This is a genomic window from Pseudomonas sp. WPR_5_2 (assembly GCF_003634475.1).
Lineage (GTDB): Bacteria > Pseudomonadota > Gammaproteobacteria > Pseudomonadales > Pseudomonadaceae > Aquipseudomonas > Aquipseudomonas izuensis.
In genome coordinates this window covers 613,031-627,036 of the sequence record NZ_RBLA01000002.1, presented here as the reverse complement: position 1 = coordinate 627,036, position 14,006 = coordinate 613,031, and the positions used below count along the sequence as shown (strand labels likewise).

Annotated in this window: 17 protein-coding genes; 6 read left to right on the top strand and 11 right to left on the bottom strand. The window is 60.3% G+C overall.

All coding sequences use genetic code 11. From position 1 onward, the window contains the following. The first annotated feature begins 2 nt into the window (after positions 1-2). On the top strand, positions 3-881 hold the full coding sequence (locus BJ917_RS11635) for a LysR family transcriptional regulator (protein WP_096510297.1): 879 nt from the start codon (positions 3-5) through the stop codon (positions 879-881). Positions 882-977: 96 nt separating this feature from the next. Here the strand turns inward: BJ917_RS11635 and BJ917_RS11630 are convergent, their stop codons facing one another. Further along, positions 978-1,217: a DUF1652 domain-containing protein gene (locus BJ917_RS11630; RefSeq protein ID WP_096510296.1), complete on the bottom strand. Its 240-nt coding sequence runs from the start codon at positions 1,215-1,217 to the stop codon at positions 978-980. Between the two features lie 127 nt (positions 1,218-1,344). Further along, positions 1,345-2,244: a polysaccharide deacetylase family protein gene (locus BJ917_RS11625; RefSeq protein WP_096510295.1), complete on the bottom strand. Its 900-nt coding sequence runs from the start codon at positions 2,242-2,244 to the stop codon at positions 1,345-1,347. A gap of 282 nt (positions 2,245-2,526) precedes the next feature. On the opposite strand from BJ917_RS11625, the gene BJ917_RS11620 reads away from it, so the two are divergent. Both BJ917_RS11620 and BJ917_RS11615 read left to right on the top strand, forming a co-directional pair. Then, a complete protein-coding gene (locus tag BJ917_RS11620) occupies positions 2,527-3,207 on the top strand; it encodes an SOS response-associated peptidase (protein WP_121103411.1) in 681 nt (226 codons plus the stop codon). 259 nt (positions 3,208-3,466) lie between these two features. Beyond that, positions 3,467-3,733 carry a hypothetical protein gene (locus BJ917_RS11615; protein ID WP_096510293.1) on the top strand — a complete coding sequence of 89 codons (267 nt, stop codon included), beginning with the start codon at positions 3,467-3,469 and terminating at the stop codon, positions 3,731-3,733. 103 nt (positions 3,734-3,836) lie between these two features. Here BJ917_RS11615 and BJ917_RS32015 read toward each other — a convergent pair whose 3' ends face one another. From BJ917_RS32015 to BJ917_RS11605, 3 genes are all read right to left on the bottom strand, one after another. Beyond that, positions 3,837-3,986 (bottom strand): hypothetical protein, encoded by a 150-nt coding sequence (locus BJ917_RS32015; protein ID WP_172901583.1) that lies wholly within the window; start codon positions 3,984-3,986, stop codon positions 3,837-3,839. Between the two features lie 66 nt (positions 3,987-4,052). Then, on the bottom strand, positions 4,053-4,364 hold the full coding sequence (locus BJ917_RS11610; RefSeq protein ID WP_172901667.1) for an AzlD domain-containing protein: 312 nt from the start codon (positions 4,362-4,364) through the stop codon (positions 4,053-4,055). Further along, positions 4,364-5,062 carry an AzlC family ABC transporter permease gene (locus tag BJ917_RS11605; protein WP_096510291.1) on the bottom strand — a complete coding sequence of 233 codons (699 nt, stop codon included), beginning with the start codon at positions 5,060-5,062 and terminating at the stop codon, positions 4,364-4,366. The genes BJ917_RS11610 and BJ917_RS11605 overlap by 1 nt, the downstream gene beginning before the upstream one ends. Positions 5,063-5,496: 434 nt before the next feature. On the opposite strand from BJ917_RS11605, the gene dapA reads away from it, so the two are divergent. The 3 genes from dapA (at position 5,497) to BJ917_RS11590 (ending at position 7,871) form a co-directional block, all read left to right on the top strand. Further along, positions 5,497-6,366 carry a 4-hydroxy-tetrahydrodipicolinate synthase gene (gene dapA / locus BJ917_RS11600; protein ID WP_121103410.1) on the top strand — a complete coding sequence of 290 codons (870 nt, stop codon included), beginning with the start codon at positions 5,497-5,499 and terminating at the stop codon, positions 6,364-6,366. 60 nt (positions 6,367-6,426) lie between these two features. Then, positions 6,427-6,786: a DUF2784 domain-containing protein gene (locus tag BJ917_RS11595; RefSeq protein ID WP_121103409.1), complete on the top strand. Its 360-nt coding sequence runs from the start codon at positions 6,427-6,429 to the stop codon at positions 6,784-6,786. Between the two features lie 167 nt (positions 6,787-6,953). Next, the gene (locus BJ917_RS11590) at positions 6,954-7,871 is read left to right on the top strand and encodes a LysR family transcriptional regulator (protein ID WP_096510288.1); all 918 of its coding nucleotides are present in this window, start codon (positions 6,954-6,956) and stop codon (positions 7,869-7,871) included. A 12-nt stretch (positions 7,872-7,883) separates the two neighbouring features. On the opposite strand, the gene BJ917_RS11585 is transcribed toward BJ917_RS11590, so the two are convergent. From BJ917_RS11585 to BJ917_RS11560, 6 genes are all read right to left on the bottom strand, one after another. Then, positions 7,884-9,437, bottom strand: coding sequence for a sensor domain-containing diguanylate cyclase (locus BJ917_RS11585; RefSeq protein WP_096510287.1), 1,554 nt, complete (start codon positions 9,435-9,437; stop codon positions 7,884-7,886). 121 nt (positions 9,438-9,558) lie between these two features. Beyond that, a complete protein-coding gene (locus tag BJ917_RS11580) occupies positions 9,559-10,326 on the bottom strand; it encodes an ABC transporter ATP-binding protein (protein WP_096510286.1) in 768 nt (255 codons plus the stop codon). Positions 10,327-10,345: 19 nt separating this feature from the next. After that, positions 10,346-11,059, bottom strand: a complete 714-nt coding sequence (locus BJ917_RS11575; protein WP_121103408.1) for an ABC transporter permease — start codon at positions 11,057-11,059, stop codon at positions 10,346-10,348. Beyond that, positions 11,056-11,745: an ABC transporter permease gene (locus tag BJ917_RS11570; RefSeq protein WP_121103407.1), complete on the bottom strand. Its 690-nt coding sequence runs from the start codon at positions 11,743-11,745 to the stop codon at positions 11,056-11,058. Before BJ917_RS11570 ends, BJ917_RS11575 begins: the two co-directional genes overlap by 4 nt. A gap of 192 nt (positions 11,746-11,937) precedes the next feature. Beyond that, positions 11,938-12,726, bottom strand: coding sequence for an ABC transporter substrate-binding protein (locus BJ917_RS11565; protein ID WP_121103406.1), 789 nt, complete (start codon positions 12,724-12,726; stop codon positions 11,938-11,940). Positions 12,727-12,787: 61 nt separating this feature from the next. After that, the gene (locus BJ917_RS11560) at positions 12,788-13,957 is read right to left on the bottom strand and encodes a M20 aminoacylase family protein (protein WP_121103405.1); all 1,170 of its coding nucleotides are present in this window, start codon (positions 13,955-13,957) and stop codon (positions 12,788-12,790) included. Between the last annotated feature and the right edge of the window lie 49 nt (positions 13,958-14,006).

The following is a 14,006-nucleotide window of genomic DNA, read 5'->3' as shown; positions in this document are numbered from 1 at the left end:
CCATGGAACTGCGTCACCTGCGTTATTTCCAGGTATTGGCTCAAACCCTCAACTTCACCCGCGCCGCCGAACTGCTGCACATCGCCCAACCACCCCTGAGCCGGCAGATCCAGCAACTGGAAGATGAATTGGGGGTGATGCTGCTGGAGCGGGGACGGCCGCTGAAGCTGACGGATGCGGGACGGTTTTTCCATGAGCACTCCACCGCCCTGCTCGAACAGCTGAACAAGGTGTGCGACAACACGCGGCGCATTGGCCTGGGCGAAAAGACCTGGCTGGGCATCGGTTTCGCGCCGTCGACACTGTATGGCGTGCTACCGGAACTGATCCGCCGCTTGCGCAGTGGCGAACCGCTGGAGCTGGAGCTGGGGCTTTCGGAAATGACCACCCTGCAACAGGTACAAGCGCTCAAGGCCGGACGCATCGATATCGGCTTCGGCCGCATCCGCATCGACGACCCGGCCATCATCCAGACCGTACTAACCGAAGACCGCCTGGTCGCCGCCCTGCCCGCCGGCCACCCGTTGCTGGCCGGCCCCATCAGCCTGCGCGACCTCGCACATGAACCCTTTGTGCTCTACCCCGGCAACCCGCGGCCCAGCTACGCCGACCATGTGATCGCGCTGTTCGAATCCTATGGCGTGAGCATCCACGTGGCGCAATGGACCAACGAACTGCAAACGGCGATTGGTCTGGTGGGGGCCGGGATCGGCGTCACGCTGGTGCCGGCCTCGGTGCAATTGCTGCACCGCGACGACATCGGTTTCACCCCGCTGCTGGAGGACAATGCGACCTCGCCGATCATTCTCAGCCGGCGGGTGGGCGATGTTTCGCCTGGATTGAACCATTGTTTGCGGATGATTGAGGAGTTGCAGCCATAGGCGCCGATACCCCTGTGGGAGCAAGGCTTGCCCGCGATGGCGTTCTCATGAGCGCTATCGCGGGCAAGCCTTGCTCCCAGAAAAAGAGGTTCACTGCTATCCAGCAAACGCCCGGCGACCGGCACTGATCTCGGTACGCAATTCGCCAATCAGGTCGGAGATGGCCCGCACGCTGGTCAGTTGTTCGGTCGAGACGCCGCTGATCAGCAATTCAACCCGGCCGCTGACCGGCTCGTAGACCTCGATGCGTAGCAAGCCACCGCTTTCCGTGCATTCGCAGGACAGCGGCGCAAAGCCGGACTCGACGATGTTGCAAAGGACTGAAATGGGCAGCATGACCGGTCCCTCGGACGCCTATTGAGTGGATTGGATCCCGTTGAGAATAGTTGCCCCTTGCCATTTCTGCGCCAATAAAAAGTGTTATCCGGCTCTCATTTACCGGCGCTCATTCCCAAGCACTTTTTCACTCGGCATTGCGTTTCCAGATCCAGTTCCAGAATCCAGGCAGTTGCACCGGCTGTGAACTGTCGCGCACGGTGCGGGCCATCGCGGCCCGTTGCAGCGCGTCAGTGTCATCGTAAAACGGTTGTTCTGCGACTTTCACCCCGGTCGCCCGGGCGCTGTCGAGGAGGATTTGCAGGTACTCGCGGGTATGCCGTGCGGTGTAGCGGTTGAGGTCATGGAAGGTCACCACCACCGGAATCACCCCATCGACCACCGGCAGCTCGCCCAGGGCGATGCGCTCGCGCACTTCGGACATCGAGCGCAGGAAGTGCGCCCGGCGCCGGGGGCTGGCGTTGAAGCCCCAGATCTTGCCGTCATTGGCGCTCAGGTCGGTCAGCAGCACATGCAGGCCATGCTGCTGATAAGCGGCGAAGGTACGTTTGTCGTAGTTCCAGAATGGTGGACGCAACAGCGTCGGTGGCGCCCCGGTGATCGCGGCGATGTCGGCACTGCCGTTGGTGAGCGCCTCTTCGAGCTCCTGCGGATCGAGAGAGCGATGGTTGGTGTGCGAAGGTGTCGCGGTGTGGAAGCCCAGAATGTGCCCGGCATCCCGCTCGCGGTGCATGATCGCGCGCCCGATATCGCTGCCACCTGCCCGCGTGGCACGGGTCTGCACAAAGAACACGGCCTTGATGTCCGCTTGCAGCGGGTTGCGCGCCAGGCTGTCGAGTACGGTTTCGGTGGGGTTCCAGAAACTCGATGCGCTGGGACCGTCATCGAAGGTCAGCAGGAAGCGAATCGGTGGTTGCGCGTGCAGACGTTGTTCGGTCTGCGGCGTCATTTCGATGGGAGCGGCGATGCAGCCCAGCAGACTGGCTGCCATGGCGCACGCGAATAGAACCTTGAACAACTGTTTCATGTTTTGCCTTGGGCCCGACCATTGCGGTCAACACTTCAAACGGCAAAATTCCTTCGCCCGTTTATCCTTCACCGACCCGCAGGTCGCTGCGAGCCGAGGTTGGATCAGGGTACACAGTGTTTGGTTCCGGCGCTTGCGCACATCCCCGCCCCTTGTAGGAGCTGGCTTGCCAGCGAAGAGGCCCTTGAAACCGCCTTCACCGGCAAGCCGGCTCCTACAGATGCGGGGAATCCCCTTTCGTTGAAGCATCTATGCTGAAAACACCAGCCGGAGGATTCGGTCATGTGCGGACGTTTATCGCAATACCGGGGCATCCACGATTTCGTCGCGGTGCTGAGCATTCCCGACGCGTTGATCAACCATATCGGCGATCAGCCACTGGCCCACTACAACGCCGCGCCCACCACGCAACTGGCGTTGCTGCACCTGGAGGATGACGGCGTGCACGCCGATTTGCAGCGTTGGGGCTGGCGGCCGCAGTGGGCCAAGGATCGGGCGGCACCGATCAATGCACGGGTCGAGAAAGTCGCCCACGGTCCGTTCTTCAGGGCAATCTGGCCGCATCGCGCGATCTGCCCGGTCGACAACTGGTTCGAATGGGTCGATGCCGGGGATGGTACTCGACAACCCTGGCTGATCCGGCGGCGTGACCGGGGGCCGATTTTCTGCGCGGCGATCGGGCAGTTTCCCATTGGCAGTGCCATGCCTCGGGATGATGACGGCTTTGTCATCATCACCGCTGACAGCGCGGGCGGCATGGTGGACATTCATGACCGGCGGCCGGTGGTGTTGTCGGCAGAACTGACGCGGGAATGGCTCGACCCGGCGACGCCCAGGGAACGTGCCGAACAAATGGTACTTTTGCAGGGTGACGACAGCGATGTGTTCGAGTGGTACAGGGTCAGCAAAGCGGTTGGCAACGCCAGAAACCAAGGGGCTGAATTGATTGAAGCGATCACTTGAACTGGCAATATCGACAGGGCGATCGATATATGTAACAAGTCGAAGCGTGGAATTGTTACAACTACTGTTTCAGATGATTAACACTTATAGAAGTACAACCGTTTCATGCATTACCGCTTGTCCGACAATCCGTCAGCCATAGATACATTTTGAATGACTACCGCTAGCATTCGCGCCGCATTTCCAATGCCTCCAGCCAGCTGACCAAAGAGTCAGCAACTAAGGAAATCCCATACAACAAGCCTTGCAGAGAACTCAATTGCGCGACGATTTTACGAATAATCAAGTCGTGAGACTGGCCTGTGTTTATCTTACAAAGACAGAACACTACCAACTCGACAGCTTTATCGGGCAATACATCAAGACCCGTAACCTGCAAACTATCCCACATATCAACGACATACTGAGTTCAACCCTCGAAGACTATCCTGGCAAGCCGCCCGTGATGGTCAATGAGCTGAATGCCTGGATCGACAAGACGCTGGGTTATCGGGCCGCGCACCCCGATTTCCTGTCGCTGGAATAAGGCGTTCCGATCGCATTTGTGGGAGCGGCGGTGCGAGCAAGTCGAATCGTCGCACCGCCGCTCCCACAATCAGAAAGCCTGGCTTGAGGGTTTCAAAGATCGCTCAGAACTTGCGATCAGGCTCTGACAGTTCCTTGCCATCGTCAGGATGCTTCCAGTCGGGTGTCGAACGCTTTTGCTGTTCGATCTCTTCTTCCGAGGGTTCATCCTCGACTTCTTCATCCGGGTCCGGACGCTTGGGTTCATTGGCCATGTTCACCTCTCTTCCTGAAGGGATCGTTCATCAACTTTAAGCGTAGAACAGTTTCCCGGCGCCGACTCACAGCCACCAGCGCAGCACAAAGAAGAAGCCCATGCTCAACAACATGCTGAGCAAGGTGTTGCGGGTGTACAGCACCAGGCCGACGGCCACCAGCGAGCTGATCAGGTACGGGTTGTCCCATTGAAGATTCAGCTGTTTCTCGGGCATGAACACAATCGGCCCGCAGATCGCCGTCAGCATGCCCGGCACGGCGAAACCGAGGAACTGCCGGGCATTGCTGCTCAGGCGCACCGGCAGCCGGGGTTCCAGAAAGACATAGCGGTTGAGGAACACCAACACGCCCATGCCGATAATCACCGCCCAGACCATCATGTGCGCGCTCCCCAAAACTTGTTGCAGACAAACCCGGCGGTCATTCCCGCCAACCCCGACAGCACCAGCGCCGAGCCCCATTGCCAGTAGCTGAACAGCACCGAACAGAACAGCGACACCGCGACACAGACCACCGTTGGCACATTGCGCACCACCGGGGTAATCAGGGCGATGAAGGTGGCGGCGATGGAGAAGTCCAGTCCCAGGTGCTCGAGGCCCGGAATGCTACTGCCGAGTACGATCCCGGCCAGGGTGAAGAGGTTCCAGGCGATGTAGAACGTCAGGCCCACGCCCAATGCGTACCAGCGGTCGAATTGCTGCTTGTCGTGCTGGCTGGTCAGGGCGAACAACTCATCGGTGAGCAGGAAACCCAGACCGATCCGCCAACGTCCCGGCAAGGGCGAGATCACCGAACGCATGCTCATCCCGTAAAGCAAGTGCTGGGACGTCAGCAACAAGGTCGTCAGCAGGATCGAAAAGATCCCGGCCCCGCCCTTGAGCATGCCGATGGCCACCAGCTGCGCGGCACCGGCAAACACGATGCTCGACAAGCCCTGGCCTTGCAGGGGCGTGAGATTGGCTTCGATGGCCATGGAACCGGCCAGCAAGCCCCAGGGCGCGGTCGCCAGGGACAGCGGCATGATCGCCGCGGCGCCGCGCAGGAACGCCGTGCGCGGCAAATGGGAGTTGGACATAACGCTCTACAACCAGGGGAAAGACCGCAGACTGTGCCAGCAGTCGCGGCCAATGGCTTGAACAATCTTGCGCATATTGCCATTCGTTCTGGATCGATCACTTCAAGCAATACGGGGATGCGCGGGGAGTTCGCTGATTTTCGCGATTGACAAACACCGCGCCGGCTTTTAAAACTAGGCGCCTCATTCAGGGTGTAAGCAAACATGTCCGCAACCTCCAACCTCAACATTGTCGTCATTGGCTTGATTGCCAAGGCGCAAGGTTGCGTTGCGCGCACCCTCAAATCGAAGAAACAGTCGCTCATGTGACCGGGGCGCGCTGTCCCGTCAGATGAGCTGACAGGACATTGAGCGCGACGGACCCCACTCCCCTTGCTTGCTTCCTTCTACGCTTCTGACGGTGACGACATCGGTCAACCATCAGGAGAAAGTGCATGTCATCGTTTCAAGGTATCTGGGTTCCCCTCGTCACGCCGTTCCACAACGGCGCCATCGATTTCGCGGGCTTGCGGCGGCTGGTCAGCCATCTGCTGGAAAAAGGCGTCGATGGCTTGATCGTCTGTGGCACCACCGGCGAACCGGCCGCCATGGGCAAGCATGAGCAATTGGCGGTACTCGACGCGGTGTTGGAGCTGGTGCCGGCGCAGCGGGTGGTCATGGGCCTGGCTGGCAACAACCTGACCGAACTGTTGCAGTTCCAGAGCGAGATTCTCAAGCGTCCACTGGCCGGTTTACTGGTGCCGGCGCCCTACTACATTCGCCCGTCCCAGGCCGGGCTCGAAGCGTTTTTCAAGACCGTGGCCGATGCCTCCAGCGTTCCGCTGATTCTGTATGACATCCCTTATCGCACCGGCGTGGCCTTCGAACAGAAGACCCTGCTCAACATCGTCGCCCACGAGCGCATCGTCGCGATCAAGGACTGCGGCGGCAACCTGACCAATACCCTTGCGCTGCTTTCCAGCGGCCAGGTCGATGTATTGTGCGGCGAAGACAACCAGATCTTCAGCGCCTTGTGCCTGGGTGCCAAAGGGGCGATTGCGGCCTCGGCCCATGTGCATCCCGAACTGTTCGTTCAACTGTACCAGCAAGTGCGCGACAACCAGTTGGCTGCCGGTCGCACGACGTTCTTCGAGCTGCTGCCGCTGATCCAAAGCCTGTTCATCGAGCCCAATCCCGCCCCGGTAAAAACCGCGCTGGCCCTTGAAGGCCTGATCGGCGATGAACTGCGCGCGCCGATGCAACGCAGCAGCGAAACCCTGGTGGCGCATTTGAAGGAGGTACTCGGCGCCCTGAACAATCGATAGAGCGCCGGCCAGGCGCCCGAGTACCATGGAATGATTCGCCTGACGCCTGCGGGAGTCGACATGCTCTACCGAATCGCCGCCGATGGGCTGGTGCTGTTTCATCTACTGTTCATTGTGTTTGTGGTGTTCGGCGGGCTGCTGGTGCTGAAATGGCGCCACCTTATCTGGCTGCACCTGCCCGCCGCCGGGTGGGGCGTGGCGGTGGAACTGTTCCACCTGCCCTGCCCGCTGACCCGCTGGGAAAACCTGATGCGCCATGCCGCCGGACAAAGCGGCTATGGCGCCGGCTTCATCGAACATTATGTGTGGCCGGTGATTTACCCGGCCGGGCTGACCCCGACGATTCAACTGTGGCTGGCCAGCGTAGTGTTGGCAGTCAACGTATTGCTCTATCTTCGAGTGATCAGGCTCCACCTGTAGGAGCGATCGTGCGCAGGTACTCTGTGGGAGCAAAGCTTGCTCGCGATGACGGCGTACCGGTCGCCATCGTTGTTGACTGGGCTGTCGCTATCGCGAGCAAGCTTTGCCCCCACAGACTCTTGCCGTTACCGCCGTTTGTCAGGTTCCTACAGAAGGATTGAAAAAACATGCTGTCGATTGAAGACCTGGCATTGCTGGAGGCCATCCGTGAGACCGGCAGTCTGTCACGGGCCGCGGCCCGGCTCGGCAAGGCGCCGTCCACGGTGTCCTACGCGGCGCGGCAACTGGAAGAGCGCTTCGATGCGTTGCTGTTCGATCGCCGCCGCTATCGCCTGCAACTGACTCCGGCCGGCGAGTTGCTGGTCAACGAGGCGTCGCGGCTGATGGCAGATGTCTCGCGCCTGACCCAACGGGTGCAGCAAGTGGCCAATGGCTGGGAGAGTCGGTTGTGGATCGTCACCGACGAATTGCTGGAGTTCGAAACCTTGATCCCGGTCATCCGCGAATTCGATGCGCTGCAATCCGGCGTACCTTTGCGCATCACTCAGGAAGTGCTCAAAGGGGTCTGGGAAGCCCTGCGTGAAGGCCGCGCGGACCTGGTCATCGGCGCGACCAACGAGCCCCCGGCGATCCCGTCCTTGCGCTGGATGCAACTGGGGGAAATGCAATGGGTGTTCGCCGTCTCGCCCAAGCATGCGCTGGCCAAGGCCAGCGAACCGATTTCCCGGGCGACCGTGACGCAGCATCGGGCAATTGTCGTGGCCGACTCATCGAGAATCACCGAGGGCAGTACCTACGGTGTTTCCGGCGGGCAAACGGTGCTGGCGGTGCCCACCATGCGCGCGAAAATCCTCGCCCAGTGCGACGGTTTGGGTGTGGGTTGGTTGCCGCGACACCGGGTCAGCTCGTTATTGAGCAATGGCACGCTGGTGGAAAAACAGATGGCCGACCCGCGCGAGCCGAACATCATCTACGCCGGCTGGCGCGGAGACCATGACGGCCGCGCCCTGGGCTGGTGGCTGGAGCAACTCAAGCAGTCGTACCTTGCCACCCGACTGGTGCAAGGCATCGATCTGTTTATCTGAAGGTTTCGTTGCTCAGTTGGCAATCACACTCATATTGCGACCGCTGGCCTTGGCCACATACAACGCCTTGTCGGCGGCCCCGATCAGGTCCTCGGTACGGGTTTGCGACGCCGGATCGTAGCCGCACACGCCAACGCTGACCGTGATGACGCCTTCGGGACTTTCATTGTGCTGCAAGCCAGCCGCCTGCACCGCGCGGCGGATTTTTTCCGCCACCAGGAACGCCCCCACATAGTCGGTGCCGGGCAGCACTACCGCGAACTCTTCGCCACCAAAGCGCGCGGCCAGGTCGCCGGGACGCTTGATGTGCTCGATGATGATGGCGGCGATATTGCGCAAGCACTGATCTCCGGCCAGATGGCCATAGTGATCGTTGAATGCCTTGAAATGATCGACATCGATCATCACCAGTGCCAGACCGGTCAGGTTGCGCCGGGCACGGCCCGTTTCCGCCTGGATGAACAGATCGAACTGGCGCCGGTTGGCCAGCCCGGTAAGGGCGTCCTCCAGGGCCAGCAACTCCAGGTTGCGGTTAAGCTCCAGGAGCCTTTCCTGTGACCCGAGCAACTCGACCTGGATCAGGTTCTGCTGCTTCATCAACTTGATCAGGCGATAACCGAGTACGCCGAGGAACCCGAGCAACAACGACACGATCGCCGCGCTGAGCATCGACTCCTTGCGCCAGCCAGCCAATACTTCGTCTTTGTTCAGCGCGGCAAAGACAATCAACGGATAACCCTCGACCCGGCGATAACCCACCACCCGCTCGACCCCATCGATGATCGACTTGATCGTCGCCGTGCCCGCGCTGCCATTGGGCAGCAACTGGGTGAACAGCGGGCTTTTGGCCAGGCTGGTGCCGATGTCCGCCTCGTTGAACGGCCGGCGCACGACGATGCTGGCGTCGTCGGCGATCAGGTTGATCACGCCGTTCTTGCCCATGTCGATACTGTCGTAGAGCTCCAGGAAGTGTGAGAGATAGATCGTCGCCAGCGCCACGCCGGCAAAACTGCCGTCGGGGTGATTGATTCGCCGCGACACGGTCATGATCCATTCGCCGCTGGAACGGCTCTTGATCGACGGGCCGATGTGCGGCCCGCGATCGGGATGATCGCGGTGATAGATGAAATACTCGCGGTCGGAATTATTGGCAACGCCGACCTCGGCGCCATTGGAGTTGGCAATCCATTGCCCCGTCTGGTCATACACGAACAAGCCATGGATCTGGCTCAGTTCGTTGCGCTGGGCGCTGAGCAAGCGTTGCAAGCGATGGAGCCGGTCGCCTTCAATGCCGTCGTTTTCCAGACGATCGACCAGACTGAACAGCAGCGTATCCGCCTGCTTGATCGTGGCCTGCGCCTGGGAGGCCAATGTCTGCGCAAGGTTGGACATCGCCACTTCCTTGTCATGCAGATGATACTGGCGCGAACTCCAGACTTCCCAGCTGACGATCAGCGCCATCGACAGGCACACCGCCCCCAGCAACGTCACTGCCGAGCGAACCTTGAGCCTGGCGACGCCAGGCCGGCTTTTTTCGATACGGTCGTAAATGGACGGATGCCCCATGACGCTCCCTGACTGCTGATGACATGGCGAATTGTCCCGCTCGCCACTTTAACCACCCGACGGGTGATGTACACAATCAGTCATCATAGGATTGTCCCGACAACCGGGCCAGTGCTTTGCGCTATTTGAGGCTCCCGGCCAGAAACTGCTGCAACCGCTCGCTGCGTGGATGCTCCAGCACACTGCCCGGCGCACCCTCCTCTTCCACCCGGCCCTGGTGCAAAAACATAACGTGGTTCGACACCTGCCGGGCAAATGCCATTTCATGGGTGACCACCACCATGGTCCTGCCTTCCTCGGCAAGCTGCTGCATGACTTTGAGCACCTCGCCGACCAGCTCGGGGTCGAGCGCGGACGTCGGTTCGTCGAACAGCATCACCTGGGGTTCCATGGCCAGCGCCCGCGCGATGGCCACCCGTTGCTGCTGGCCACCGGACAAATGGACCGGATACTGCCCTTCGACCTTGGCCGGCAGGCCGACTTTGGCGAGGTAGTGACGCGCCCGCTCCGTGGCCTCTGCCCGACCGATGCCAAGCACGCTCATCGGACACTCGATGATGTTGTCCAGCACCGTCATGTGGCTCCACAGATTGAAGTGCTGGAACACCATCGACAGTTTGCTGCGCATGACCCGCAGTTGCCCGGGATCGACCACACAGAGCTCGCCTCTGGCATTGCGGCGCGTCAGCAGTTCTTCGGCATTGACGACTATGCGCCCGGCGGATGGCTGTTCGAGGTGGTTGATGCAGCGCAGGAACGTGCTTTTCCCCGATCCCGAGGAACCGATGATGCTGATTACGTCGCCGGCCCGGGCCTTGAGCGATACGCCTTTCAAGACTTCATGGCTGCCGTAGTTCTTGTGCACATCTTCAACGATCAATTTATACATTCGAGCAAGTCCGATGGGGTCAATGCGTACGGGGTTTGAGGTAGGCCAGCCAATGCAGCTCACCACGGCGAAACAGCCAGATCAGCAAAAAGGCGCTGGCGGCATACAGCACCCCGGCGATCCCGAAGGCGGTGAAAGAGGCATAGGTCGCCGAATTGACGTCCCGTGCAATCTTCAGCAAATCAGGGACCGTGGCGGTAAAGGCCACCGACGTGGAATGCAGCATCAAAATCACTTCGTTACTGAAAAACGGCAGGGCCCGGCGCAACGCCGACGGCAGCACGATCCGCCGATAGAGCGTAAAACGCTTCATCCCATAGGCTCTGGCGGCTTCGATTTCGCCATGGGGCGTCGCCCGGATAGCGCCGGCAAAGATTTCGGTCATGTAGGCACAGGTATTGAGCCCGAACGCCAGCACCGTGCAGTTGAACCCATCACGGAAAAAGGCGTTGAGAAAATCCTGCGACCGAACCACATGCAAGCTGTACACGCCGGTGTAGAAGAACAGCAACTGGATGTACAACGGCGTCCCGCGAAACACGTAGGTGTAAAACCAGACCGGCACACGGATCAGCGGGTTGCGGCTGACCCGGGCAATCGCCAGCGGCACCGCCAGCAGGAATCCGATCGCCACCGAAAGGATCAGCAACCACAACGTCACCGCCAGCCCGGAAAAGTGCGGGCCGTCACTCCACAGGTAAGCCTGCCAGTAGTCCTCGATAATGCCGGTCATAGCGCCGCCTTCCTGACACCCACCGAATAGCGGTGCTCCAGCCACAACAACACAACGTTGGAGACCGTGGTAATGCCCAGATAGATCAGGCCACCGACCAGCGTGAAGTAAAAGAACTGCATCGAACCCTTGCCCGCATCCTGCGTCGCCTTGACCACATCGGTCAGGCCGATGATCGAGACCAGCGCCGTGGATTTGATCAACACCTGCCAGTTGTTGCCGATGCCGGGCAACGCATGGCGCAGCATTTGCGGGAAGAGGACTTTGCGAAAGGCTTGCCCACGGGTCATGCCGTAGGCTTTCGCCGCTTCGACCTGACCTGCCGGGACGGCCTGGAAGGCGCCACGGAAGGTTTCGGTGAAGTAGGCGCCATAGATGAACGCCAGTGTCACGACACCGGCCAGAAACGGGTCGATATCGATTTGCCCGGTGCCCAGCCAATCGGTCAGGCGGTTGAGCAACATCTGCAGGCTGAAGAACAGCAGCAGCATGATCACCAGGTCCGGCATGCTGCGAATCACCGTGGTGTAACCGGTGGCCATCGTGCGCAGGAATCGATTGGAAGACAGCTTGGAACTGGCACCGATCAGGCCTGCCAGGACAGCAATCAGCAACGACCAGAGCGCCAGTTTGATGGTGGCCAGGGTGCCCAGCAAAATCTGCGGGCCAAAGCCTTCGAGAAACATTTCACTCTCCTTGTTCTTATTGGGTGAGGTGAAGGGGGGATGCGGCAACTACACGGTCCATACGACCACGTTGCGCCTGTCCTGTAGGAGCGAGCCTGCTCGCGAAAAAACCATGGGCGCCGCGGGGCATCTGGTTTGACGCGTTATCGTTAACGACCATCGCGAGCGAGCTCGCTCCTACAGGGGCGGGTGTTATTTCGCGCCGTAGACGTCGAAATCGAAGTACTTTTTGTTGATCCGCTCGTAAGTGCCATTGGCGAGAATCGTCGCCAGGGCCTTGTTCAGGTCCTCGCGCAACTCGACATCGTTCTTGCGCAAGCCAATGCCATCACCCACGCCGAAAAACTTCGGATCGTCCAGGGTCGCGCCCGAGAACTCGTAATCCTTGCCCGCTGCGGTGTTCAGGAATCCGTAACTGGCCTGGATGGAGCCCTGCAGCGAGGCGTCGAGCCGCCCCACCACCAGGTCGGCATACACCTGATCCTGATTCTGATAGGACAGAATCTCCACGCCCTTGGCGCCCCATACGGCTTTGGCGTAGGCCTCCTGCGTCGAGCCCTGCTCCACGCCGACGCGTTTGCCCTTGAGCGATTCAAGGGTCGGCAGCAGACCCGAGCCGCGCTTGACCACCAGACGGGCCGGCGCGTTGGACACCTTGTCGGTGAACGCAATCTGCTCCAGGCGCTTGGGCGTGACGGTCATCGACGACGCCACCGCGTCGAACTTGCGCGCCAGCAACGCCGGGATCATTCCGTCCCAGCTGCTTTCCACCCAAACGCAACGGGCGTGCAACTCGGCACACAGCGCTTCGGCGATGTCGACCCCGAACCCGGTCAGCGTGCCGTCCTGGTTTTTGTATTCCAGCGGCGGATAGGTGGGATCCACTCCCAGCCTCAGGACTTTGCCAGACCAGTCAGCCGCACCAGCCCAGCTCGACGCCGTCAGAAACACCAGTGATACCGCTGCAATTATCTTGTTCATTATTTTCCTCTCCAGGTCGCAGACGATTTTTGTACAGATTGACGCTCGACGTTGCGGCGTCTCAACGCAGAAAACTTTCCACCAACTTGACCCAATAACTCGCCCCGATCGGCAGGCAAGCATCATTGAAGTCGTAGCCGGGGTTGTGCAGCTGGCAGCCGCTATCGCCCTCGCCATTGCCGATCACCAGATAGCTGCCGGGGCATTGCTCCAGGATGAAGGCAAAGTCTTCACTCGCAGTGAAGGGGCGCAGGTCTTCGATCAACCGGTTATCACCCAACCAATCGCGGGCGACTTCCCGGGCGAACGCGGTCGACGCGGGGTCATTGATCAACACTGGATGACAGTGCTGATAATCGATCTGTGCCCGGGCACCGAAACTGGCGGCCTGGGCGTTGACCAATTCGATAATCCGGGCTTCGAGCAACCGGCGAACCTCGGGCGTCAGTGCCCGCACGCTCAGGCTCATGTCGGCGCTGGACGCAATGACATTCGAGACGCTGCCGGCATGAATGGAGCCCACGGTAATAATCGCCATGTCCTGCGGGCTGACGTTGCGCGAGACGATGCTTTGCAGGGCCATCACGATCGACGCGCACACCACCACCGGATCGATGGCCTTGTGCGGCACCGCGCCATGCCCGCCTTGACCGATGACCTTGATATTCACCGTGTCGGCCGATGCCATGAACGGCCCGCTGTAGAAGCCCAGATGCCCGACGGGATAACCGGGTACGTTGTGCAACGCGAAAATCGCATCACAGGGAAAGCGATCCAGCAGCCCGTCCTCGAGCATTTTCCGGGCGCCGCCCAGCCCTTCTTCCGCCGGCTGGAAAATCAGCTGAAGCGTACCGTTGAACGTGCGGGAATGTGCCAGATACCGGGCGGCCGTCAGCAAGGTTGCCGTGTGACCATCGTGGCCGCAGGCATGCATGACCCCTTCGATCCGGCTGGCGTAGGGCAGACCGCTGGTTTCCTGGATTGGCAGCGCATCCATGTCGGCGCGCAAGCCGATGGACCGGCCTTCGCCATGCTTCAGGGTGGCGACCACCCCGGTCTTGCCCACTCCGGTACTGACCTCATAACCCCACTGCACCAGGCATTCGGCAACCCGCTGACTGGTGACGAACTCCTCAAAGCCCAACTCGGGATGCGCGTGAATACGCTGACGTAACGCGATCATTTCATCTTGTATCGCTGCAATACCTGGCAGCACGTGGCCGGCGTCCATTGTTGTTCTCCTTCGATGGGGACGCAGCGCTGGCGAAAGCGCTGTCGGG

Bases quoted from the DNA above. Each gene is read 5' to 3' on its own strand.
- BJ917_RS11635 (WP_096510297.1), top strand. From the start codon at position 3: ATGGAACTGCGTCACCTGCGTTATTTCCAGGTATTGGCTCAAACCCTC.
- BJ917_RS11630 (WP_096510296.1), bottom strand. From the start codon at position 1,217: ATGCTGCCCATTTCAGTCCTTTGCAACATCGTCGAGTCCGGCTTTGCG.
- BJ917_RS11625 (WP_096510295.1), bottom strand. From the start codon at position 2,244: ATGAAACAGTTGTTCAAGGTTCTATTCGCGTGCGCCATGGCAGCCAGT.
- BJ917_RS11620 (WP_121103411.1), top strand. From the start codon at position 2,527: ATGTGCGGACGTTTATCGCAATACCGGGGCATCCACGATTTCGTCGCG.
- BJ917_RS32015 (WP_172901583.1), bottom strand. From the start codon at position 3,986: ATGGCCAATGAACCCAAGCGTCCGGACCCGGATGAAGAAGTCGAGGAT.
- BJ917_RS11610 (WP_172901667.1), bottom strand. From the start codon at position 4,364: ATGGTCTGGGCGGTGATTATCGGCATGGGCGTGTTGGTGTTCCTCAAC.
- BJ917_RS11605 (WP_096510291.1), bottom strand. From the start codon at position 5,062: ATGTCCAACTCCCATTTGCCGCGCACGGCGTTCCTGCGCGGCGCCGCG.
- dapA (WP_121103410.1), top strand. From the start codon at position 5,497: ATGTCATCGTTTCAAGGTATCTGGGTTCCCCTCGTCACGCCGTTCCAC.
- BJ917_RS11595 (WP_121103409.1), top strand. From the start codon at position 6,427: ATGCTCTACCGAATCGCCGCCGATGGGCTGGTGCTGTTTCATCTACTG.
- BJ917_RS11590 (WP_096510288.1), top strand. From the start codon at position 6,954: ATGCTGTCGATTGAAGACCTGGCATTGCTGGAGGCCATCCGTGAGACC.
- BJ917_RS11585 (WP_096510287.1), bottom strand. From the start codon at position 9,437: ATGGGGCATCCGTCCATTTACGACCGTATCGAAAAAAGCCGGCCTGGC.
- BJ917_RS11580 (WP_096510286.1), bottom strand. From the start codon at position 10,326: ATGTATAAATTGATCGTTGAAGATGTGCACAAGAACTACGGCAGCCAT.
- BJ917_RS11575 (WP_121103408.1), bottom strand. From the start codon at position 11,059: ATGACCGGCATTATCGAGGACTACTGGCAGGCTTACCTGTGGAGTGAC.
- BJ917_RS11570 (WP_121103407.1), bottom strand. From the start codon at position 11,745: ATGTTTCTCGAAGGCTTTGGCCCGCAGATTTTGCTGGGCACCCTGGCC.
- BJ917_RS11565 (WP_121103406.1), bottom strand. From the start codon at position 12,726: ATGAACAAGATAATTGCAGCGGTATCACTGGTGTTTCTGACGGCGTCG.
- BJ917_RS11560 (WP_121103405.1), bottom strand. From the start codon at position 13,957: ATGGACGCCGGCCACGTGCTGCCAGGTATTGCAGCGATACAAGATGAA.